This window comes from Marinomonas aquimarina (assembly GCF_900089755.1).
GTDB classification, from domain to species: domain Bacteria; phylum Pseudomonadota; class Gammaproteobacteria; order Pseudomonadales; family Marinomonadaceae; genus Marinomonas; species Marinomonas aquimarina.
This window is the reverse complement of the sequence record NZ_FLOC01000024.1, coordinates 1-21,281: the sequence shown is the minus strand read 5'-3', so window position 1 is coordinate 21,281 and position 21,281 is coordinate 1. Positions and strand designations below refer to the sequence as shown.

Here is a 21,281-nt window from a genome sequence, read left to right as displayed (position 1 = left end):
AACAATAACCGAGAGATAACACGATGATGACAAAAGTAATGGCGTTTGGTGAGGCCCTAATTGATTTTCTTTCAAATGGTGAAACGAGTCTGGATGGTCAGGAGTCGTTTACCAAGTTTCCAGGGGGTGCACCCGCCAATGTTGCGGTCGCGGTGGCACGTTTAGGTGGCAACAGCCATTTTGCTGGCCAGGTGGGCGATGATGCTTTTGGACATTTTTTAAAAGACTCTTTAGAAAGCTACGGCGTTAAAACCGACAGCATGTTGATGACCAAAGAAGCCAAAACCGCGTTGGCATTTGTCAGCTTGGACAGCACGGGAGAGCGCAGTTTTGAGTTTTACCGTAACCCATCTGCGGACATGCTGTTCCGTCGTGAAGACTTTAAAAGCGAGTGGTTTTATGCCCCGCAAGGCGTTTTCCATACCTGCTCAAACACGCTCACGGATGCCGACATCACGGCGGCGACCATGGCGGGCATCCTCATGGCGAAGGCGGCGGGTTGGATCGTGAGTATTGATGTCAATCTGCGCATGAATTTATGGCCCAATCATCAAGTGGACAACGCGCGTGTGCTGAATTGGATGCGTCAAGGGGATGTGATTAAAGCCAGCCTAGAAGAATTGGAAGTGCTGAGCCAAGATCCATTGGCCTTGATCGAGCAATTGTTGGCGGATGGCGTGTCCTTGTTTGTTCTTACCGATGGCGGTAATCCAGTACGTTACTTTAGTGCCAATGGCCAAGGTGAAATTGTCGCGCCAACAGTAGCAGTGAAAGATACCACGGCGGCGGGGGATGCGTTTGTCGGCGGTTTGTTGTATCAATTAGCGCAATGCGGCGGTGATCGCGAAGCCTTAAAATCCTTCAGCGACGCGGAACTGGCAGACTGCATTCGCTTCGCAGTGGCCTGTGGCGCGGAGTCGGTCACCAAAGCGGGGGCTTATCCCTCTTTGCCAAACCTTGAGCAAGCAGAGGCTCGCTTGGCAACATTTTAAACGGTAATCATGGCACAGCAGGGCTGTGTACTAAGCAAGGGAGAAGAGCGATGTCGTTGAACTGGTGGCAAGGTGGAATCATCTATCAGATTTATCCACGTAGCTTTATGGACGCCAATGGTGATGGCATTGGCGATTTGGCGGGCATTACTGATAAGCTGGACTATGTTGCGTCCCTTGGGGTAAATGCCATCTGGCTGTCGCCGATTTTCACTTCGCCAATGAAAGACTTTGGTTACGATGTCAGCGACTACCGCGACATTGATCCCATGTTTGGTAGCTTGGCCGACTTCAAGCGCTTGATTGCTCGTGCCCATGAACTGGATTTGAAGGTCATGGTCGACCAAGTCATTAGTCACTCTTCCGATCTACATCCCTGGTTTGAGGAAAGCCGCCAAGACCGGACGAATGCGAAAGCGGATTGGTACGTCTGGGCGGATCCCAAGCCGGACGGCACCCCGCCGAATAACTGGCTGTCGATTTTTGGTGGCAGTGCTTGGAAGTGGGACAGTCGTCGACTGCAGTATTATCTGCATAACTTTTTAGAGTCACAGCCTGACTTTAATTTCCATCACCCTGAGGTGCGCAAAGTGCACCTGGACAATATGCGTTTTTGGCTCGAGTTAGGTGTGGATGGCTTCCGTTTGGACACAGTGAACTTTTATTTCCATAGCCAAGGCTTGGAAGATAATCCTCCAGTGCCACCTGGTGAGCCAAAAACCAAGGGCGCACCAGAGGATAATCCCTATACTTATCAACGCCACGTGTATGATTTAAGTCGTCCGGAGAATTTGGTTTTTCTACAACAGCTACGTGCTTTGATGGACGAGTTTCCTGGTGCCACCACGGTGGGGGAAATCGGCGATGATTTTCCCCTTAAGCGGATGGCAGAGTACACCGATGGTGGTGATAAGCTGCACATGGCCTACACCTTTGAATTGCTGAATAAGCCACACTCGCCGCAGTTTTTGCGCGAGGTGATTCAAACTACCAATGACAGCGTCCGTGATGGTTGGCCTTGTTGGGCGGTATCGAATCATGATGTGGTTCGCATGCGTACTCGTTGGGGCGCAGAAGAAGACCCAGTGCAATACCCATTGGCTGTGTTGGCATTGATGGTGTCGGTACGTGGCAGTGTCTGCTTATATCAGGGTGAAGAGCTTGGCTTACCGGAAGCGGACGTTCCGTTTGAGCGTATTCAAGACCCTTATGGCATTCCACTTTGGCCGGTATTCAAAGGTCGTGATGGTTGCCGTACGCCGATGGTGTGGAGTGATCAGGCGTTTGGCGGATTCTCGACCATTGAGCCTTGGTTGCCAGTGGATGTCGCGCATTTACCGCTTAGTGTGGTACGCCAAGAGGCGCAAGCGGATTCTATGCTGCAGCATACACGTCGCTTGATCCAATGGCGTCAGCAACAGCGCGCCTTGGTATTAGGGGATATGGTGTTTGTCGACGTGCAAAACGACGACTTGCTAGCCTTTACCCGCTGCTACGCCGAGGAGCGACTGTTGGTGGTGATCAATCTCACCGCTGTGACGCAAACGGCTATCTTACCGGCAGCGGTTGAGCATGAACTGACTGGGCACGGCTTTAGCGCGACCTTAGCCGGCTTGACGCTGATCGTGCCAGCGTACCAAGCCTTTTACGGTAAGTTAGCCTAGAGCACAAAGGGCACTCTAACAGTCATAGTACGAGGTAGGGTGCTCTTTATTTAAGTGGTGCGACGCTTGAGCTTGAAACAGTTCGGCGCACGAAACGGCATCCATTAGTGCCTGATGTGCACGATAACGCGGTAAGTTATAGCGCTGGCGGCAAGCATCCAAACGCAGAGACGGTTGACGGCCAAAGCGCTGCCACCAAGGTTTATGGGTAATGGAAGCTTCAATGCCCATGGTGTCTAATACGGGAAACATCAGGGGTTCGCCGTAATGTTCCAGTGCCGCTTCGAACAGAAAAGGGCGCTCAATCGCGGCACAGTGCACCACCACGATTTTGCCGGCGATGGCATCCAATACTTCATCCAAAAAACTCGATAAACGCGGCGCGTCTTGAATCTCTGAGTGCGTAATCTCGTGAATGGTCACCGATTCCGACGTGAGTGGGCCGTGTGGTTTTGCCAACCAATAACGGGCACTGCTTAAGCGAATCAGTTCTAGGTTAAAGTCTACCAAGCCAATGCTGATGACATCGTCTTTGCTAGGGTCAAGCCCCGTGGTTTCAATGTCTAATGAAACCAGCGGTGTTTCTGCTAAGGGCTTATCTAGACCTGGCACGCCGGCTTCGTAAAAGCGGCGCAGCGCCGGCGATTGGCACTCCTGTGCCATTCGCGCGTACGCTTCTTGCCAATTTTCCGGTACATTCTTTGGAGTCATGAACTGCAATTAGCCTTTTCCAGGGTAGCGGTATTTTAGGAATTCCTGCTGACGCGAAACAATGTTGAACGCATCACGCAAGTGGCGACGTTCAAACTCAGACAGGGTTTCAGGGTCAACATTGTTGTTTGGCGTGTCACCGTTTTCGATCTGGTTCATCTGGTTTTTGATACGTACCATGCCGATCATTTCCAGTGCCAAGATCAAGTCGCGAGCACGGCCATCCGGCATCACTCCGGCCTCTTCGATGTCTTCCAGACGTTCGAAGGTATTCAGCTTACTCGAACCCAGTGCCAAGGCATGGACACGCACCAAATCGGCGATCGGTGCAATACCACGTGACTTCAAGTTAAAGGTACGCGATTGCTTACCTTCACCATCCAATACGAATTGGCGGAAGAAGCCCAATGGTGGCGTACGCTGGTTGGCGTTGCGTGCCAAGGCTGACAAGAAGCCTTTGTTGGTTTTCGCCAATTGGCGAATATGGCTGTTAAGTTGGCGAGCCAAGGTCTTATCGCCGTAGATACCCCGAAGATCAAAGAAGATCGACACATGTAGCAGGGCTTCGGCCTTCGGCTTTTCAATCCACTCAGCGAAGGTTTTCTTCCATTCGGACAGTGGGATGCGCCAACGTGGGTTCATCGCCATGATGTCGCCGGTGCACAAGGGGTAACCGCAACGATCTAGGTTTTGACAGACGTATTCACTTAACTCACGGAAGTAGTCACCGTGCAGGTTCTTGTCATAGCTGTCATGCAGAATCAAAGCGTTGTCTTGGTCGGTACTGATGGTCTGCTCTTCACGGGCTTGTGAGCCTAGGGCTAAGAAACAGTACGGAATCGGCGCCGGGCCGAATTCACGCTCAGCCAATTGCAGTAGGCGTTTCACAAAGGCCACACCAATGTGCGACATGGCGTTACCAATCATCTGTGTGTTGGCATCGGCATTGACCAGCTGGGTGAAGACGTGATCCATCTTCTTGCTGATTTGCACCAAGCCTTCGACATCTTCTTGTTTGAAAATGTCACTGATGACGTAGACCGAGCCGTGGCTTTCACGCTGTACCAAGTCACCGGTACTGATCACGCCGACCGGACGTTCATTTTTCACCACTGGTAAATGGTGAATGTTGGTGGCCATCATTTTCAGTACGGCTTCCGAGGCAAAGTCGCCCGCATCCACTGTGATCGGATCTTGGGTCATGATCATGTCGACACGTACGTCTAGCGGTAGGCCTTTGGCCACCACGCGGTTACGTAAGTCACGATCGGTCAAGATGCCTACCAAGGAATCATTTTCCGTGATCAGCAGTGATGAGACGCGCTCATTCGACATGATGTTGGCGGCGGTTTTGATGTCCACATCATGGTTCGCCGTGATCGGTGGTCGACGCAGCAGAGAATGAACCGGGCAGGTCATCAGAGATAAATCGGATGACTGGTTGTCCATCGCGGTCTTTAAGCGTACTTCTTTGGATAATTCAAAGAAGTCGGAGAAAGAGTCGAACTCGCTGTAAAATTGAATAAACCAGCGCGCAGGGATGCGATACAGCAAGGAATCTTCCAGTGCTCGCATGGTATGTGATGAGCGACCACCACGCAGCAGTGAAGACGAGCCAAACACATCGCCTTCATGCATGCGGCGCAGTAGTTTGCCACTTTTGTTTTTTGTTTCAATCGCACCAGAGCGAATAAAGAATAAGTTATCGTTACGCGCTTCTGGCGCGATGGCCCATTCCCCGACACGCAGGTATTGGATCTCGATATCTTTCACCATCTCTTGCAAGATAGGCTCATCTTTTAAGTCCGCAAATGGGGCGTACTCACACAGGGTATCCAAAATTTCTGAGAGTTCGACGTCCATAAGTGTCCTCGCTTAAACGGCTGGGTAAAGAATGGCTGCTATCCCCATTACAACAAATAAAACACATGCCGCGATACGTGTTTTCTTGGGGTCAATTCGTTGCATAAGCCATTGTCCAGCGTATACAACAGGTACGTTAGCGATCAGCATACCAATCGTCGAACCGACGGTTACCCATAGCACCGAATGATAGTTAGCACCTAATAATACGGTAGCAATCTGGGTCTTGTCGCCCACTTCCGCAATGAAAAATAATATAAATGTGGCGATAAAAGCACCAGACTTCATGAATTGGCTGTCTTCACTGTCATCCTTATCTGGAATCAGGATCCACAAGCCCACAGCAATAAAGCTAGCACCAATCAACCAGTTTACCCAAGCGTCGGGTACCCAGTTGGCAATCTGCACGCCAAGCCAAGCAGAGATTAAATGGTTAATGATGGTGGCGGCAATGATGCCAAGCACGATTTGGAACTTTGAGGCGAAACGGGCCGCAAGAAAAAGCGCCAAAAGTTGGGTTTTATCGCCCATTTCAGCAAGCGCAACAGTAGAGATAGAAGTAAGGACGGCTTCCATAAGTCGAATCCAACGGTGGGCGATTAAACATAAGACGAACGGCCTGTGCCCACCTGAGACAAGCGTACGTCTTAAGTCTCATCAATCCAGAGTTGGTAACAATGGACTCCTTTGCCATGAGCGTGAGGCTCAATTATGTTGACAAAGGATCTTCGTCAAAGAAGAAGATTACTCCCTTAAGAGGAGCGCCAGTATAAAACAGGTGGTAGGCCAAAAACAACAAAGGCGAGCATGAGCTCGCCTTTGTTTAGTGATGGTTTGTCCAGCGTGTTACTGGACAAACTTAAGATCAGACTTAAGACCTTTGTACAGGCCAAGACACATAATCAGCATCAATAAGGTGAACGGTAGACCGATGGTAATCGCTGCGGCTTGAATGGCCGTTAGGGCTTCAGAGCCACCACCAACCAGCAGGGCCACGGCAATGATACCTTCCAAGACCGCCCAGAAAATACGTTGTGTCACTGGCGCGTCGGTTTTACCACCTGCGGTGATACCATCGATGACCAATGAACCTGAGTCCGCTGATGTGACAAAGAATACCAACACCAAAATGATAGAGATCAGTGAGATAATGGATGTCAGTGGCAGTTGCTCGAACATTTGGAACATGGCCAGAGACACTTCACCGATACCATCGGATAATGCACCAGTACCTTGCTGTACTTGCTCAATGGCAGACCCACCAAAGATCGACATCCAGAAAATCGAGATCACGGTTGGCACTAGTAGTACGGCAATCACGAATTCACGTACCGTACGGCCACGCGAAACGCGGGCGATAAACATGCCGACGAATGGTGACCAGCTGATCCACCAAGCCCAGTAGAACACTGTCCAGCCGTGGTAGAAGGTTTGGTCATCACGGCCTACCATGTTACTCAACGGAATAATGTTCTCAACGTAACCTACAATTGTCGTCGCCATGACGCCAAAGAGTGCGCCCGTGTGGCCCACGATCAATACAAAGGCTGCCAATAGCGCAGCAATGATCATATTCAGGTTTGATAGAATTTTGACGCCGCCTTCAAGGCCGCGGGCCACCGAAATCATAGTGACGCCTGTTACTACGGCAATGACTACGATCTGACTGATCAATGTGTTGGGTACGCCAAACAAAAAGTTCAAGCCACTGGTGGCTTGCTGAGCACCAAAGCCCAGTGAAGTGGCCAGACCAAAGATGGTCGCGATCACGGCAAGAATATCAACGAAATGTCCTAAAACGCCCCAAACTCGTTCACCAAACAGTGGGTAAAAAGCCGAGCGCATGGTCAAAGGTAAGCCTTTATTGTAAGAGAAGAAGGCTAGCGCTAAGGCCACCACGGCATAAATCGCCCAAGGGTGTAGTCCCCAGTGGAACATGGTCGCGCCCATGGCCAAAGATTCGGCTTCGGGGGTGCGTGCTTCGACATTTAATGGGGTGCCATACCAGCCAGTGTAATAAGCCACTGGCTCTGCCACACTCCAGAACATCAAACCGATGCCCATGCCGGCGGCGAACAGCATACAGAACCAAGCGTAAGTAGAGTGTTCAGGTCGAGCATTGGTACCGCCTAAGCGGATTTTACCCATTGGCAAGAAGATAAATGCCAAACAGAACAAGACAAAGATGTTGCCGGAGATCATGAAGAACCAATCGAAGTTATCGATGGACCAGCCGCGCGCGGTCATGAGTATGTCTCTAGCATTTTCAGGGAAGGCAATGGAGCCGATCACGAATGCAAAAATAATGAAAGCGGTGATGCCAAACACAGGGTTATGCACATCTAATCCGAGAAATTGTACGTTGTCTTGGCCTACTTTATAGTCCGTCGCGTACACTTCTCGGCCCATTGACGAGGGGCCTTTATTCATATTGTTTCTCCCAAGAGGTCTTTCAGGTAACAATTGGAATGAAGACCGAAGGCCAGCTAAGGTGAAAAACACAACTTCGTAAGCAGCCATTCCAATTGTCGCACTACGATTTGCGAAACCGTGATCTGTGCAAATCGCATTTTTTATAATCAGCCCAAATGCCTGGACTGGCGGCTTTGGAGTGTGCCATGACGCATGTCAAAAGAAATGCAGATGCCACAGCGAGCGCGAGAATGGCAGTTCATTAATTAGAAGTCAAACAATTGTAAGGGCCGTGCTTACTCGTCCAAGAAGAGCTCTAGCAGCTCATTAAGAAACAGTTTCCCTTTGTCACTGGTGCTTACAACGCCATTCAGCCAGCGCGCATTGTCCAGTAAACCGAGCTTAACTGCTTGCTCACAAGCGTCATAAAGCTCTACCGGAATAGCACGATAGGCGTAGGTTTCGTAGTCTTTTAAGGCAAAGTCTTCAAACAGTCGCAAACGGTTCATCATAAACTCAAGCGGCAGATCTTTGCTGGCGATCGCTTCCTTTATCGACAGTGCTTCGGGCAGGTTACTGAGGTAGTGATTGGGGTGACGAGTCTTTCGTGTACGAAATATTTCCCCATTTCTGAGGGTGATTTTACCATGGGCACCAGCGCCAATACCGAGGTAATCACCAAAGCGCCAGTAGTTTAAATTATGTTGGGCTTGGCGACCTTGTTTGGCATTGGCGGAGATTTCGTATTGCTGATAACCGCTTTGTTCCAATAGCGCGAGACCCTCGTCTTGGATTTTCCAAAGGGTGTTATCTTCTGGCAGTGGTGGCGGGCGACGGTAGAATTCCGTGTTCGGTTCAATCGTAAGTTGATACCAAGACAAGTGTTCAGGGTTCAATGCGATGGCCAGTTTTAGGTCTTCTAAGGCCATTTCGACGCTTTGCTCAGGTAGGCCATGCATCAAATCTAAGTTGATATTGTCGAAGCCTGCCAGACGAGACTTATCCACAGCGGCGATCGCTTCTTCGCGATTGTGGATTCTTCCTAGGGTTTTCAACAGGTTTGGCTGAAAACTTTGGATGCCAATCGAGAGTCGGTTAATGCCCGCTTGGCGAAAATGAGCGAATTTGTCTTGCTCAAAGGTACCAGGGTTGGCTTCCATGGTGATTTCAGCGTTCTCGACCCAGTTCAGTTTGTCGCGTAGGCGATCAAACAGTTGGTAGTAGAAGTCCGCACTCATCAAGCTCGGGGTGCCGCCGCCAATAAAGGCCGTTTCAATGGGACGGCCTGCGACATAGGGCAAATCCACTTCCAAGTCCGCCATCAGCTGATCAAGGTAGGCTTGCTCTGGCAGCTTACCGTGCTCTTCAAAACGGTCCGCTTGGTGTGAGTTAAAGTCACAATAAGGGCATTTACGCACACACCAAGGCACATGAATGTAGAGGCTTAACGGCGGTAATTGGCTCATAGTATTTGACGGGCTTTAAACGCCTCAACCAGTTCTGTGAGGGCTTGAGCGCGATGGCTCAGCTGATTCTTGACTTCTTTTGGCAAGCTGGCCGAGCTGCAGCCTTTTTCTGGCACATAGAAAATCGGGTCGTAACCAAAGCCTTCTACGCCTTCCGCTGACTCTAAAATACGGCCTTCCCAAGTGCCATGGGCAATGATTGGCGTTGGGTCGTCTTTGTGGCGCATAAACGCGAGTACGCAGTGAAAACGCGCACTACGTTGCGCTTCTGGTACCCCAGCAAGTTTTTCTAACAGTAGAGCGTTGTTGGCTTCATTATCACCGTGCTCACCGGCAAAGCGTGCCGAGTAAATGCCAGGGGCGCCATTTAAATAATCCACTTCGATGCCCGAGTCGTCCGCTAGGGCAGGTAAGCCAGTCTCTGCGCAGGCGTGACGCGCTTTGAGAATGGCGTTTTCAACAAACGTCAGACCGGTTTCATCGGCGTCAGCGACTTGGAAGTCGCCTTGTGGCTTCACTTCGAAATTAAATTGGCTTAATAGGGCGTTAAATTCTTTGATCTTGCCAGCATTGTTGCTAGCGAGCACGATGGTTTGGCTCATGGTCATACCTTTAGTCCACGTAAAAGTGGCGTTGGAAATTCACTGTCATCGGCGTGCTGTCGGCACTGGTCTTGGCTTCTACAGTGAATTTTAAGATTTCATCATCGGTTTTGGTGAAAGGCGCAAGATAGTAGATCGAGTCCCCTTCTTCGATGGTAATAAAGGAAAGCGTAACGATCTGCCCCAATAGGTTAGTGACCTGAGCAGAGACGATGGCACGCTGGGGTTGGGGCAGCTCGCCTGCGGCTTGCGTGGTAACGGCCACGTTTAACAAGGCCTGACCCTTGGTGCGGGTCAGGCCATATTGGTGTGCGATCTCAGGGGTTAAGAAGGTCGACTCAAAGGTATTGTAGTGCAGTTGATACTGACCAAATTGCGTGACTTGGTCGGCCTGTACCGCTGACATCAGCAACGCACTCACGATTGCGCATAACCATTTCATAACCTGACTCCTAATTTAGCGACTAACTTTGAAAATGGCCGTCTCGCTAAATAGGTTTGGCATTAAACGAGTCCACCAGTGATCATGTAATTGTCCGTCAACTGCCGCCCAACGTTGTACTTTTAAGCCTTTTGACTGACATAAGTCGCGAAAATCTTTAAAAGTACAGAAATGGATGTTTGGCGTGTCGTACCAGTTATACGGCAAGAACTCGGACACCGGCATATGACCCTTGATGCCTAGATGGACACGGTTGCGCCAATGGCCGAAGTTCGGAAAGGTAATAATGGCTTCTTTACCGATGCGCAGCATTTCGTCTAGTAGTAGGTCAGGGCGGCGGAATTGCTGTAATGCGTGCGCCATCACCACTACATCAAAACCTTGCTCATCGAAATTCGTTAGACCCTGGTCGATGTCTTGTTCCAGTACCGGAATACCTTTCTCAATACATTGGGTAATGTTGTCGGCATCGATCTCGAGACCGTAGCCGGTTACCTGTTTGTGTTCTTGTAAATGCTCCAGTAAGGCACCGTTTCCACAGCCAAGGTCGAGCACACGAGAGTTGGGGGCGACCCAGTCGCTGATTAATTCAAGATCCGCGCGCATTTAGGCATTCTCCTTTGGCAAATGTTTACTCACTCGGCCAAGGAAACCACGTAGGGCGGCCATGTAGCGTGGCAGTGGGAATAGGAAGGCGTCGTGGCCTTCAATCGCTTCAATCTTGGTGTAGCTGACATGTTTACCGGAACGCACCAGGGCATCGACGATTTCTTCACTGCGCTCAGGCGAAAAGCGCCAGTCGGTGGTAAAGGACACCACGAGGAATTCACATTGTGCCTTGCTCAAGACTTTTGCCAAGTCGCCGCCTTCGCGGGCTGCTGGGTCAAAGTAATCCAAGGCTTTGGTCATCAGCATATAGGTGTTGGCATCAAAACGCTTGGTAAAGGCTTCGCCCTGATAGCGCAGGTAGCTCTCCACTTCGAATTCGACTTCGTAGTTGTATTGGTAGGTGTCATGACGCATCTGGCGGCCAAACTTATTGCCCATGGAATCATCGGACAGGTAAGTGATGTGTCCGAGCATGCGCGCTAAGCCTAGACCATTGCGCGGAATCGTGTCTTGGGCTTGGTAGTTGCCATCGAAGAACTCTGGATCGCGACGAATCGACTGTCGCGCCACTTCGTTAAAGGCAATGTTCTGAGTCGACAGTTTCGGTGCTGAAGCGATGATGGCTGCCGCGGATAGGCGTTCAGGGAAGCGCACACTCCATTCTAGGACCTGCATTCCGCCTAAACTGCCACCGATCACCGCAGCGAACGTTTGAATACCGAAGCGGTCGGCTAGGCGAGCTTGCGTTTCAACCCAGTCTTCCACCGTCACCATTGGGAACTCAGCGCCCCATACCTTACCCGTTTCTGGGTTAACGGTGGTCGGCCCCGTACTGCCGCCACAACCCCCTAGGTTATTTAAGCTAATTACGAAGAAGGTATTGGTATCAATCGGTTTACCCGGTCCAATCGCCGTGTCCCACCAACCAGGCTTGCGGTCCTCCATGCTGTGGTATCCGGCAGCATGATGGTCACCACTGAGCGCATGACAAATTAAGATGGCATTGCTCGCATCAGCGTTCAGTTGACCATAGGTTTCATAGACCAGCTGATAGGTCGGCAGTGTCTGCCCACAAGCAAGCACTAATGGTGTATCGAATTGTGCTACCTGTGGCGTGACAAGCCCCACAGAATCGACAGGAATGGTATCCGGCATAGGTTGTGCGTTTCCTGATGAAAGTAAGCGAAATACCGCGAAATCGGCGGCCTATAGAATTCTTTTAAATGGAAGCACAGTCTAGCGGTTGCGCCAAAGCGCATCAAGAGAATGGAGGAAAACCCGACCACAACAGGTGTTGGTCGGGTTGTTTTAGGCATATTAGGCCAAAGTAAACACGCGTGTCTTATCGGCCAGGGTGTCGGCCATACCATGAATTTGCTGGGCACTGTTGACGATACGCTCGATGGAGTCGCTGTCTTCACTCAGCTGTCGTGCGATTTGATCCATCTCGGTGCTCATCTGGATCGCAGTGCTGGCCACGTCTTGAATTGAGGCGGCCATATGATCAGAGGCTTGCGAGCTGGTTTGCGCATTGTTTTCGATGATGCGAATGGCTTCTTCCGCTTCGCCACCATTGTGCTCGATCACGCGCAGACGTTCTTGGCCTTGTTCCATGGTGCTGATGGCCGTTTGTGTGGAGTTTTGAATGGTGCCAACGATGTCGGTGATTTTTGACGTGGCATCAACGGTTTTCTCTGCGAGAGAGCGCACCTCATCGGCCACCACGGAGAAGCCTCGACCCGCTTCACCAGCGCGGGCCGCTTCGATGGCGGCGTTGAGCGCCAATAAGTTGGTTTGGTTGGCGAGGTCATTGATCATGCCAATGACGTTATCGATGTCCGATGACAGACGGCCTAATTCATCTAGCTGTTGGCCGGTTAAGTTGACCGCATCCACCGTACCTTTTAGGTTATCGAGCACTACGCGAATGGTTTTCGCGCCGGCCTTAGCAGACTGGTAAGTTTCATTCGAATGCTCGCGCAGCTCGTCAGTGGTGGACGACAAGCTGGTAATACGTCCAGAAATATCATCTGTTGCCACCGCCAAAGAGCTGGTGCGTTGCGTCACGGAGCGGTTGTTGTCAGCGATATTAGAAATGGCACCGTTTAGGTCGTTGATCATATGGCTGACATTTGACGTGGTGCTGACCACTTCAGATAGGACATTGCCTAGGCCACCAGTCATTTCGTTCAAAGACTTGCTCAAGGCATCAAATTCATCATTACGCTTGCTGTTAATCGAAGCTTTGGCGGTCATATCGCCGTCTTTGACTTTAACCAAGTCATTGATCACCTGCATCAGGGTGTTACGGGCGCTGCGGCCAATGCTCATCATTAACAGGATAGATGCAATGGCGACGGCGATGCTGACGGCGATCAGAGTGTAAAGTGACTGGTTGGACTGTCGGTCGGCAGCCACTTCCGCTTGTTGGACTAGGGCTTCGATTTGGTTGGCCAACTGCAACTGACCGTTGGCAAATGCCAGTTTTTGGCTATCAAAGCCGCTTTCGGCTTGTTGCAAAGCAGTAAACGCTGGCCCGTAAGCCTGCAGACTATTGTAGTAGTCGTTCGCGATCGGTCCTAGGCTGTCTTTAAAGCCAAAGTCGTTGACCTTCGAGTTGAAGCGTTCAAAGCTATTCTCCAGCTCGGCCATCACTTCAGGGCTTGGGTTACTTAGATAAGTGGCTTCGAACTTGCGCACGTTAACAAAGTCACGGCGCAACAGGCTTAAGCGTTCGACACTGGTGGCGATTTCATTACCAAGCTGAGTGATTTTACCTTTTAGGCCGGAGTCATTATCAAAACCAATGGTGCTGCGTTGACTGGCCAGTGCCAGTAAGGCATCGGCATAGCGTACTAAGGTATCTTTAGCGTTCTCTAGGCTGTCTTTTAGTTCCGCACGCTGAGTCGCATTGATGTTCGTTTGGAGGATTTCAATATCCGCCTCTTTGCGTTGCGTCAGTTCACTTTGGTAAGCGCTGTAGTTTGACTCATTGAGATTACGCAATTGGTCTGCGGCTTCAAGAATGCCAAGACTGATCTTGTCGACGCTTGAGCCAATATCACCATAGGTTCGTAGTTGTTGGTTGGCATTTTGTTGGGCACTCATGCCATGGATCGCCACCCAAGTCACTAAAACAAAACCAACAATGGCGCAGGCCAACAACAGTATCAGCTTGGCCCGGAAGGACAGGTTATTTAACATACAGCACCCTTAACCATTTTATTTACAAGTTTGTGCAAAAATAGAGCATTTAAGGGATAATATGCAAGTATCGTGCACGATTTTATGTTGGGTTTTTGTACATCGCTTGGTAAAGGGTGAAGGTCAGCTGGCCAGCGCGCTTTTCTTTTACCAGTTGCCAGTGCTCTGGCAGGCCATCTAAAGCCGCTTCAGTTTCCCGTTCAATGTAGATGTAGCCGCCTGGTTTGAGCCAATGATCCGAGAGCTTAGGCATGACCTGCTCTAGCAAGCCTTTGCGAAATGGCGGATCGAGAAAGATGACATCAAAGCTGTGCGGCGCTGTATTCAGATAAGTCAAAGCATCGCTGTTGACCACTGTGCCATCATTCGATTGCAGCGTGGCAAGGTTCTGTTTGATTTGCTGTGCCACATTGCGATTGAGTTCTACAAAGGTGCAGTCTTTTGCACCACGAGAGAGCGCTTCGAACCCTAATGCCCCAGAACCGCTAAACAAATCCAAACAGCTGGCCCCAGGGATATCGAAGTTGAGCCAGTTAAAGACGGTTTCTCGAACTCGGTCAGTCGTAGGGCGCAAGCCTTCAATGTCTAGGATTGGCAACTGACGCGAACGCCACTCACCGCCAATAATGCGTAATTTTGAAGAGGATTTGCCGCCAGACTTAGGCGTACGCGGATGGGTCTTTCTCATAGTTTTATCAATACTTCTTGGCGAGAGGATGGGATCAGCAGCTGATCGATTCGTTGTTGGTACTGTTCCATTGTAAAAGAGTTCGCGGCCTCACTGTAGGTATTTGCAAAATCTTCTAGGGGCAATGGTGCGTTTGGCAAGGCGACACTGCTAGCAATGGCACGCCACCAGCTAGGGTTTTGGCTTAAGCCTTGCAGTTGCGTTAAGAGTTGCTGTTTGAGTGCCTTGAAGGCCGCTTGGTCTTGATAACTTGGCAGAGTGGACGGAACGATCCAGCCAGTGCGTGCCGCGGCCGTTATCGCGTCACTTTGCAGAACTGCTTGTGGGACTTGCAGCTGCCACGTGACAAAGGCTTGCGGCGGCGCTAAGTGCAGCTGCCATTGGCCTGTTTGACTGGCCAGTTGGCGCTTCTGTGCTTCCAAGGTGTCTTTGGCCCAAATCTGCAAGGCCAGCCAATCTTCTGTCGACGTTAGGGGGTGCAGGCCGATGGCACCATATAGGGCCTGTAGCGACTGTTTGCCCAATTCTGACACGCCCACTTGGTGCGCCAACATGGGTCGTTCGCTTGGTGTGGCAGTTTGCATCGTTTGGGTTAGGACGTCTAAGCCTTGTGTCAGTTGCTGTTGTGCCGTGTCATCGAGTGCCCCGCTAATGACGATGTGTGACACCTTCTGTTTCAGGCGCTTGAGGTGCGTGCTGAGCTGGTCAATGCTGACGGCAGACAAGTCGCTCGGAGGGCTTGAGAACAGTTGCAACATTAACTGTGTTTGCCCGAGGTCCGGTTTGGCTGTTTGCTGGTAACGCTGCAAGGCATTGCGTTTGAATTGTGTGTCATTCAACCAAGTGTCCAGCAGCGCTAGGGTGGCACTGAGAAACTGCGGACGATTACTAAAGGTGACATTGATCTGTTGCTGCTGCGCTGAGTAATGGGTGTTGACCTGAGCGGCGATCGGGGTCAAACGCTGATTGATGGTCGCGGTACTTAATGGCAACGTAGGGCCAGTTAATAAAGCCAAAGTCGTTTGTGTCAGCGGCGCGTCGGCATATGGTGTGTTCAGCACGATGGCCAGCTCCACTTTGTCACTGCCTTGCCAAGCATCTTGTGACAGCCAATATACGGGAATGCCCGAGTTGGTTCTCCACGCTTCAATATTCGGTGTCTCGAGCTCGATGTTGGGGCTGGTGAGGTTGAGCAGCCACACGGCCAACGTGGACAATACAATAATGACCGCGAGCGTAGGACGGCTAAATAACGGCTTATCGCGTTTAAACATAGTAAATGTCGCTTAATGAATGAGATAAGGTGCATTTTTCCACGAAAGTGGGGCTTTTTGCCAATAGGAATGATGCTAAAATCACCGTTTTTAACGCACCTACGCCCAGCATGGCTTCGCCGAATTGGCGCGTCGCGACTCAGTTAGCCCTCCATTGGGATCAATTCAGAGAGATGTGAATGGAATTTGTAGATCAGATTATTGCCTATTTAACGCCGTACTTCGGTGAATACGCCCGCTTTGCTCCAATTGGCTTGGGGCTTTTGTTGGCCATTCTTGCCTTCTTCATCAAGCGTGCCTTTATGAAGAGTATGGATGCCGACATTGAGGCGGCAAAACAAAAGTCTGTCGAGTCTGAACAGGACGAGCCAGAGCCGCAGGATGAGTCGGCACCACAGCCGGAGGCTGCAGACGCCGAGGAGCAGGCTGAAAAGCCCGCTGCGGACGCGGTATCTAAATCTGAGGCTAACGCTGAAGCGGCACCGGCTGCAAAAGAAGTTGCGCCAGCAGAACCTGTGGCACAGCCGAAAGAGAAAGCGCCAGCGCAACCTGAGCCAGCCCCTGCGCCGACATTGTCTTGGTCACAGCGTATCAAAGCGGGCCTCGCTCGTACTCGTGGTGGATTCGGTCTATCGTCACTGCTCATGGGTGGCAAGAAGATCGATGATGATCTGCTAGAAGAGCTGGAAACGCAGCTATTGATGGCCGATGTAGGCGTGGATGCGACCCAGTCTTTGATTGATTCGTTGACGGAAAAGCTGAACCGCAAAGAGCTGAAAGACACCGATGCGCTAATGAAAACGCTCAAAGGTGAGCTAAAAGACATCTTGGTGAACTCGGAAGAGCCGCTTGATCCGGTTGTGAAGCCTGGCCCATTCGTGATTTTAATGGTGGGTGTAAACGGTGTTGGTAAAACCACCACCATTGGTAAGCTAGCGAAGAAATACCAAGCCGAAGGCAAGAGCGTCATGTTGGCGGCAGGGGATACCTTCCGTGCGGCCGCGGTTGAGCAGCTGCAAGTTTGGGGCGAGCGTAACAATGTACCCGTAGTGGCACAGCACACCGGCGCGGATTCTGCGTCAGTCATTTACGATGCCATTGAGTCGGCCAAATCTCGTGGTGTTGATATCGTCATCGCCGATACCGCAGGGCGCCTGCAGAACAAAGCTAATCTGATGGCCGAGCTTGAAAAAGTCGTGCGCGTGATGAAAAAACTAGACGTCGAAGCGCCCCATGAGGTGATGTTGGTGTTGGATGCGGCCACGGGGCAAAACGCCTTGAGCCAAGCCAAGCTGTTTACCGAGGCGGTCGGCGTATCGGGTATTACACTGACCAAGCTAGATGGTACGGCGAAAGGCGGTATCATCTTTGCGATTGCGAAACAGTTCGGTTTACCGATCCGCTACATCGGGGTCGGTGAGCAAGCAGACGACTTACGCCCATTCAAATCGCAAGAGTTTGTTGACGCTTTATTTGATAGTGAGTAACAGGTAGATTTAACCAGTCAACAACAGAGGATGTCGGCGTGGAAATTGAGTTTCAGCGAGTTGGTAAGAAATACGAGAGCGGTCACGATGCCCTATCTCAGGTGAGCTTTCACCTGCGTCAGGGGGAAATGGCGTTTCTGACAGGCCACTCAGGGGCTGGTAAAAGTACCCTGATGAAACTCATTATGATGATTGAACGTCAAACCACTGGCCAGATCCTCGTGGATGGCGTGGACTTACGTACTCTGGGTAAGCACGCCATCCCTTATCATCGCCGCCGCGTCGGTGTGGTATTTCAGAACCACCAATTGCTGTTTGATCGCAGTGTCTTTCATAATGTGGCATTACCGTTACAAGTGAGTGGCGCGGACGATGATCAAACCGGCAAACGGGTGCGTGCGGCCTTAGATAAAGTAGGTTTGCTTGGCAAAGAAAAGCTCAACCCGATGGCGCTTTCCGGCGGTGAGCAGCAGCGTATCGGTATCGCTCGGGCCGTGGTCAATAAACCACAGTTATTATTGGCGGATGAGCCAACCGGTAACCTCGATCCGCGCCTATCTTCGGAAATCATGAACTTATTCCAAGAGTTTAATCGTGTTGGCGTCACCGTCTTGGTCGCCAGTCACGATTTGGCTCTAGTCGCGCGCATGCGTCACCGTGTCTTGACCCTGAATCAAGGTCGCATGGTGAATGATGGAGGGTTTGCTTAAATGGCAAGACCTCCACAACCCCCGCCACGTCCAGCGCAACGCGGTGCGACGCGACAATCCCAAAATGGTCCCAAAAAACCAGCATGGCGTACGCAAGGGTTTGATTTCAAACTTTACCTACGCCAGCACCAAGCCTTCTTGGTTGAGAGCTTTACACGCTTAATCGGCCACCCGCTGGCCAGCATCATGACCATTATGGTGATCGCCATTTCGCTGTCACTGCCAGGTGGTTTGTTTGTATTGCTGAAAAATGTGCAATCGGTCACGGACCAATGGGAACAGCAATCGATTATTAGCCTGTACTTATTCCCCAACCTAGAAGACACCGAAGCCTTATCCTTGTCCCATCAGCTCGCCAGTCGTGCCGATGTGGCCTCGGTGGAGTACATCTCCAAAGAAGAAGGTCTGCGTTACTTCGAGCAATCCAGTGGCTATGAGCAAATCATGTCCACCTTGCCGGAAAACCCGCTGCCGATTGTTCTGAAAGTGATCCCCAAAGCCATTGTCGATTTAAATACCTTGCCAGAACTGCAGGGGCTACGAGATCAATTGCAAGGTTTGCCACAGGTGGAGCACGCGCAGCTTGATGCGGAGTGGTTGCAGCGCTTGGCAACCATGATCAGTTTCGGCCAACGCTTTGTTTATGCGATCTCTGCGCTGTTGGTGATCGCGGTGTTATTGATTGTCGGCAACACCATTCGTATGGCGGTAGAAAGTCGTCGTGATGAAGTCTTGGTGATGAAGCTGGTAGGCGCGACCAATAGCTATATTCGACGCCCATTTTTGTACATGGGCTTCTGGTTTGGTGTGCTTGGGGGGTTGTGCGCCTGTTTGTGCATCCTGCTGTTGTCTTGGTGGGTGAGCTCACCGGCGGCACGTTTAATCGAGCTTTACCATGCAGGATTTGAGCTACAAAGTTTTAATGCAGTCGAAATTATTTTATGTTTAACTATCAGCGCAATGATTGGTGTGATCGGCTCTTGGGTAGCCGTTAGCCGTCATATTCGCGATATAGAATTACAGTAACTGGGGAAGAAAAGGCGCGTCAGAGTTGACGATTTTAGGCAAATTCTCCTCATTTACCGCACACACAGTGTGAACTTTGTTGCTAGTATTTGCTCATACTCAGTATGAACACGAAGAGGTGAAATAGAAATGGGAAAAGCTCTCCAGCCAATTGACATGATGACTCCGGGACAAAATCTTGAGTCGTATGTTCAGGCCGTTAGTACCATTCCGATTTTGTCAGCGGAAGAGGAACACGAGTTAGCAGAACGTCTTTACTACCAAGGCGATCTTGAAGCTGCGCGCTCGTTGGTTATGTCTCATCTGCGTTTTGTCGTACATATTGCAAAAAGCTACTCCGGCTACGGCTTGAACCAAGGTGATCTGATCCAAGAGGGTAACGTTGGCCTGATGAAGGCGGTTAAGCGTTTTAACCCTGAAGTCGGTGTGCGCCTAGTGTCTTTTGCTGTGCACTGGATCAAAGCGGAAATCCACGAGTTCATTCTAAAAAACTGGCGTATCGTCAAAGTAGCGACCACTAAAGCTCAGCGTAAAATGTTCTTTAACCTACGCAGTGCTAAGAAAAGCCTAACCTGGTTGAGTAACTCGGAAGTGGAATCTGTGGCAAGCGATCTTGGTGTGACCCCTGAAGTGGTACGTCAAATGGAAGGTCGTATGAGTTCTACTGATATGGCATTTGATGCCGGCAGTGACGATGACGATGACAATGCCTACCAAGCACCAGCGAACTTCCTTGAAGATTCCAGCTACGACCCTGCACTAGTGCTTGAGCACGGTAACTGGGAAGCCGATTCTAACCGTCGCCTAGAAAGCGCGATGATGGACCTAGATGACCGTAGCCGTGATATTCTGATTAAGCGTTGGTTGAACGAAGACAAAGCGACTTTGCATGACCTAGCCGATGAATACGGTGTTTCTGCAGAGCGTATTCGCCAGCTTGAGAAAAACGCCATGAAGAAGATTCGCTTGGCCATGGGCGAAGCGGAATTCCACTAAGCGCCCAACACCCCAAATACTGAGAAAGCCCTCCAATGTGAGGGCTTTTTTGTTGGTATCCACCACAAGAGCTTTTAGAACGATACACAGCGTCCGATGAGCGCTGACGCGTCGGTGTCGAAGAATGAGACGAGACAAGCGCAAGCGAATGGGATTGCTGTGTTGAGATCAGCTAAATCACTGGCTACGCAGCTGGTTGCCCGGTACAAACTGCCAAGTGCGGATGATTTCCAGCTTGTCGACTTCTTTCTTTAGTTCAGCAGGAAAGGCATCGAATGGCTCGGCAAGACGCACGATGCGCATGGCGGCATCGTCTAATACGCGAATGCCAGAGGAGTGCAGTACTTCAATACTGTCCACATAGCCATTAGGCATAATGGAAACGGCGAGGCGCAGCTGGCCATATAGATGGTTTTGCTTCGCTTCAGAAGGGTAATGGATATTACCGATACGCTCGATTTTACGGCGCCAATCATCAAGGTATTTCGCATCGATGGCGGATTTTGCCGAGACTGATGTGAGGCGACGAATACGCGGGCGCTTGGCGTAGGATTGGCGCTGCTGATCGAGTAAGGCCTCAAGTGTGGCAATATCACTGGACAGGCGGCTTGGTACTTGGGTTTTACCGAGGAATTGCTCTTCTAGGGTTTTGTTTTGTTGTTCGGGATCGTCAAGTACTCGGAATACATCGCTTTGATTGCGGCTAGCAATCAGCTCGGGGTCTTTGACGGGTTCGGCCGACGCCAATTCTGGTTGAACTGGCGGGGTAATGTCCTGGATCTCATCGGCACGAAACTGCGCCGTTTCTGTGGTGGTAAGCTTTTGCTTGCGCAGCTCAGTGCCACTGGCCTGTTGGTTGGCTTGGGCAATAAAGTCGGCTTCCTTGGGGGCTTGCGATTTATGCTGAACCAAGGTCACTTCGAGCGCCTTCCTAGGTGCGGCTTGTCCCATGGAAAAGTCAAAATTGACCAAGGTGATTGCCATCAGGTGCAAGCTGATGGCAATAAACAAGGTGATAGAAAAGCGGTCGATCGTGCGCATGAACAGAGATTAGCGAGCGTTTAGGCGAGCTTCAATCGAATCCATCAAGGTCATGCCAATATTTAAGCCAAATTGATCGTCCAGCTGTCGGATG

19 protein-coding genes and 1 riboswitch are annotated in these 21,281 nt (G+C 50.7%); of the genes, 6 read left to right on the top strand and 13 right to left on the bottom strand.

Annotation, left to right across the window (positions count from 1 at the left end; genetic code table 11):
• Positions 1-23: 23 nt before the first annotated feature.
• Positions 24-992: a carbohydrate kinase family protein gene (locus MAQ5080_RS16170; protein ID WP_082861012.1), complete on the top strand. Its 969-nt coding sequence runs from the start codon at positions 24-26 to the stop codon at positions 990-992.
• Positions 993-1,042: 50 nt separating this feature from the next.
• Positions 1,043-2,656, top strand: a complete 1,614-nt coding sequence (locus MAQ5080_RS16165; protein ID WP_067206027.1) for an alpha-glucosidase family protein — start codon at positions 1,043-1,045, stop codon at positions 2,654-2,656.
• 15 nt (positions 2,657-2,671) lie between these two features.
• Here MAQ5080_RS16165 and MAQ5080_RS16160 read toward each other — a convergent pair whose 3' ends face one another.
• The 12 genes from MAQ5080_RS16160 to MAQ5080_RS16105 form a co-directional block, all read right to left on the bottom strand.
• Positions 2,672-3,367 (bottom strand): 3'-5' exonuclease, encoded by a 696-nt coding sequence (locus MAQ5080_RS16160; protein ID WP_067206167.1) that lies wholly within the window; start codon positions 3,365-3,367, stop codon positions 2,672-2,674.
• Between the two features lie 9 nt (positions 3,368-3,376).
• Complete coding sequence (locus MAQ5080_RS16155; protein ID WP_067206030.1) at positions 3,377-5,230, bottom strand: DUF294 nucleotidyltransferase-like domain-containing protein; 1,854 nt, start codon at positions 5,228-5,230, stop codon at positions 3,377-3,379.
• A 12-nt stretch (positions 5,231-5,242) separates the two neighbouring features.
• On the bottom strand, positions 5,243-5,806 hold the full coding sequence (locus MAQ5080_RS16150) for a TMEM165/GDT1 family protein (protein WP_067206033.1): 564 nt from the start codon (positions 5,804-5,806) through the stop codon (positions 5,243-5,245).
• Positions 5,807-5,812: 6 nt separating this feature from the next.
• Positions 5,813-5,987, bottom strand: a riboswitch (yybP-ykoY riboswitch).
• Between the two features lie 89 nt (positions 5,988-6,076).
• The gene (locus tag MAQ5080_RS16145; protein WP_067206037.1) at positions 6,077-7,660 is read right to left on the bottom strand and encodes a BCCT family transporter; all 1,584 of its coding nucleotides are present in this window, start codon (positions 7,658-7,660) and stop codon (positions 6,077-6,079) included.
• Between the two features lie 278 nt (positions 7,661-7,938).
• On the bottom strand, positions 7,939-9,108 hold the full coding sequence (hemW, locus tag MAQ5080_RS16140; protein WP_067206040.1) for a radical SAM family heme chaperone HemW: 1,170 nt from the start codon (positions 9,106-9,108) through the stop codon (positions 7,939-7,941).
• Positions 9,105-9,710 carry an RdgB/HAM1 family non-canonical purine NTP pyrophosphatase gene (gene rdgB / locus MAQ5080_RS16135; protein WP_197464554.1) on the bottom strand — a complete coding sequence of 202 codons (606 nt, stop codon included), beginning with the start codon at positions 9,708-9,710 and terminating at the stop codon, positions 9,105-9,107. Before rdgB ends, hemW begins: the two co-directional genes overlap by 4 nt.
• 10 nt (positions 9,711-9,720) lie before the next feature.
• Positions 9,721-10,152, bottom strand: coding sequence for a DUF4426 domain-containing protein (locus MAQ5080_RS16130; protein ID WP_067206047.1), 432 nt, complete (start codon positions 10,150-10,152; stop codon positions 9,721-9,723).
• A 15-nt stretch (positions 10,153-10,167) separates the two neighbouring features.
• Entirely contained in the window at positions 10,168-10,758 is a 591-nt protein-coding gene (gene metW, locus MAQ5080_RS16125) for a methionine biosynthesis protein MetW (protein WP_067206050.1), read from the bottom strand.
• Positions 10,759-11,916: a homoserine O-succinyltransferase MetX gene (gene metX / locus MAQ5080_RS16120; protein ID WP_067206054.1), complete on the bottom strand. Its 1,158-nt coding sequence runs from the start codon at positions 11,914-11,916 to the stop codon at positions 10,759-10,761.
• A 162-nt stretch (positions 11,917-12,078) separates the two neighbouring features.
• Positions 12,079-13,965 carry a methyl-accepting chemotaxis protein gene (locus MAQ5080_RS16115; RefSeq protein ID WP_067206057.1) on the bottom strand — a complete coding sequence of 629 codons (1,887 nt, stop codon included), beginning with the start codon at positions 13,963-13,965 and terminating at the stop codon, positions 12,079-12,081.
• Between the two features lie 82 nt (positions 13,966-14,047).
• Positions 14,048-14,653 carry a 16S rRNA (guanine(966)-N(2))-methyltransferase RsmD gene (rsmD, locus tag MAQ5080_RS16110; protein ID WP_067206058.1) on the bottom strand — a complete coding sequence of 202 codons (606 nt, stop codon included), beginning with the start codon at positions 14,651-14,653 and terminating at the stop codon, positions 14,048-14,050.
• On the bottom strand, positions 14,650-15,927 hold the full coding sequence (locus MAQ5080_RS16105) for a hypothetical protein (protein ID WP_067206061.1): 1,278 nt from the start codon (positions 15,925-15,927) through the stop codon (positions 14,650-14,652). The genes rsmD and MAQ5080_RS16105 overlap by 4 nt, the downstream gene beginning before the upstream one ends.
• Before the next feature lie 179 nt (positions 15,928-16,106).
• Here MAQ5080_RS16105 and ftsY point away from each other — a divergent pair, with 179 nt between their 5' ends.
• The 4 genes from ftsY (at position 16,107) to rpoH (ending at position 20,146) form a co-directional block, all read left to right on the top strand.
• Positions 16,107-17,414 (top strand): signal recognition particle-docking protein FtsY, encoded by a 1,308-nt coding sequence (ftsY, locus tag MAQ5080_RS16100; protein ID WP_082861013.1) that lies wholly within the window; start codon positions 16,107-16,109, stop codon positions 17,412-17,414.
• Between the two features lie 38 nt (positions 17,415-17,452).
• Complete coding sequence (ftsE, locus tag MAQ5080_RS16095) at positions 17,453-18,124, top strand: cell division ATP-binding protein FtsE (RefSeq protein WP_067206064.1); 672 nt, start codon at positions 17,453-17,455, stop codon at positions 18,122-18,124.
• The gene (gene ftsX / locus MAQ5080_RS16090) at positions 18,125-19,150 is read left to right on the top strand and encodes a permease-like cell division protein FtsX (RefSeq protein ID WP_067206067.1); all 1,026 of its coding nucleotides are present in this window, start codon (positions 18,125-18,127) and stop codon (positions 19,148-19,150) included. It begins immediately after the preceding gene.
• A 129-nt stretch (positions 19,151-19,279) separates the two neighbouring features.
• Positions 19,280-20,146 carry an RNA polymerase sigma factor RpoH gene (rpoH, locus tag MAQ5080_RS16085; protein ID WP_067206070.1) on the top strand — a complete coding sequence of 289 codons (867 nt, stop codon included), beginning with the start codon at positions 19,280-19,282 and terminating at the stop codon, positions 20,144-20,146.
• Between the two features lie 177 nt (positions 20,147-20,323).
• Here rpoH and MAQ5080_RS16080 read toward each other — a convergent pair whose 3' ends face one another.
• Positions 20,324-21,187 (bottom strand): energy transducer TonB, encoded by an 864-nt coding sequence (locus MAQ5080_RS16080; protein WP_067206074.1) that lies wholly within the window; start codon positions 21,185-21,187, stop codon positions 20,324-20,326.
• Between the last annotated feature and the right edge of the window lie 94 nt (positions 21,188-21,281).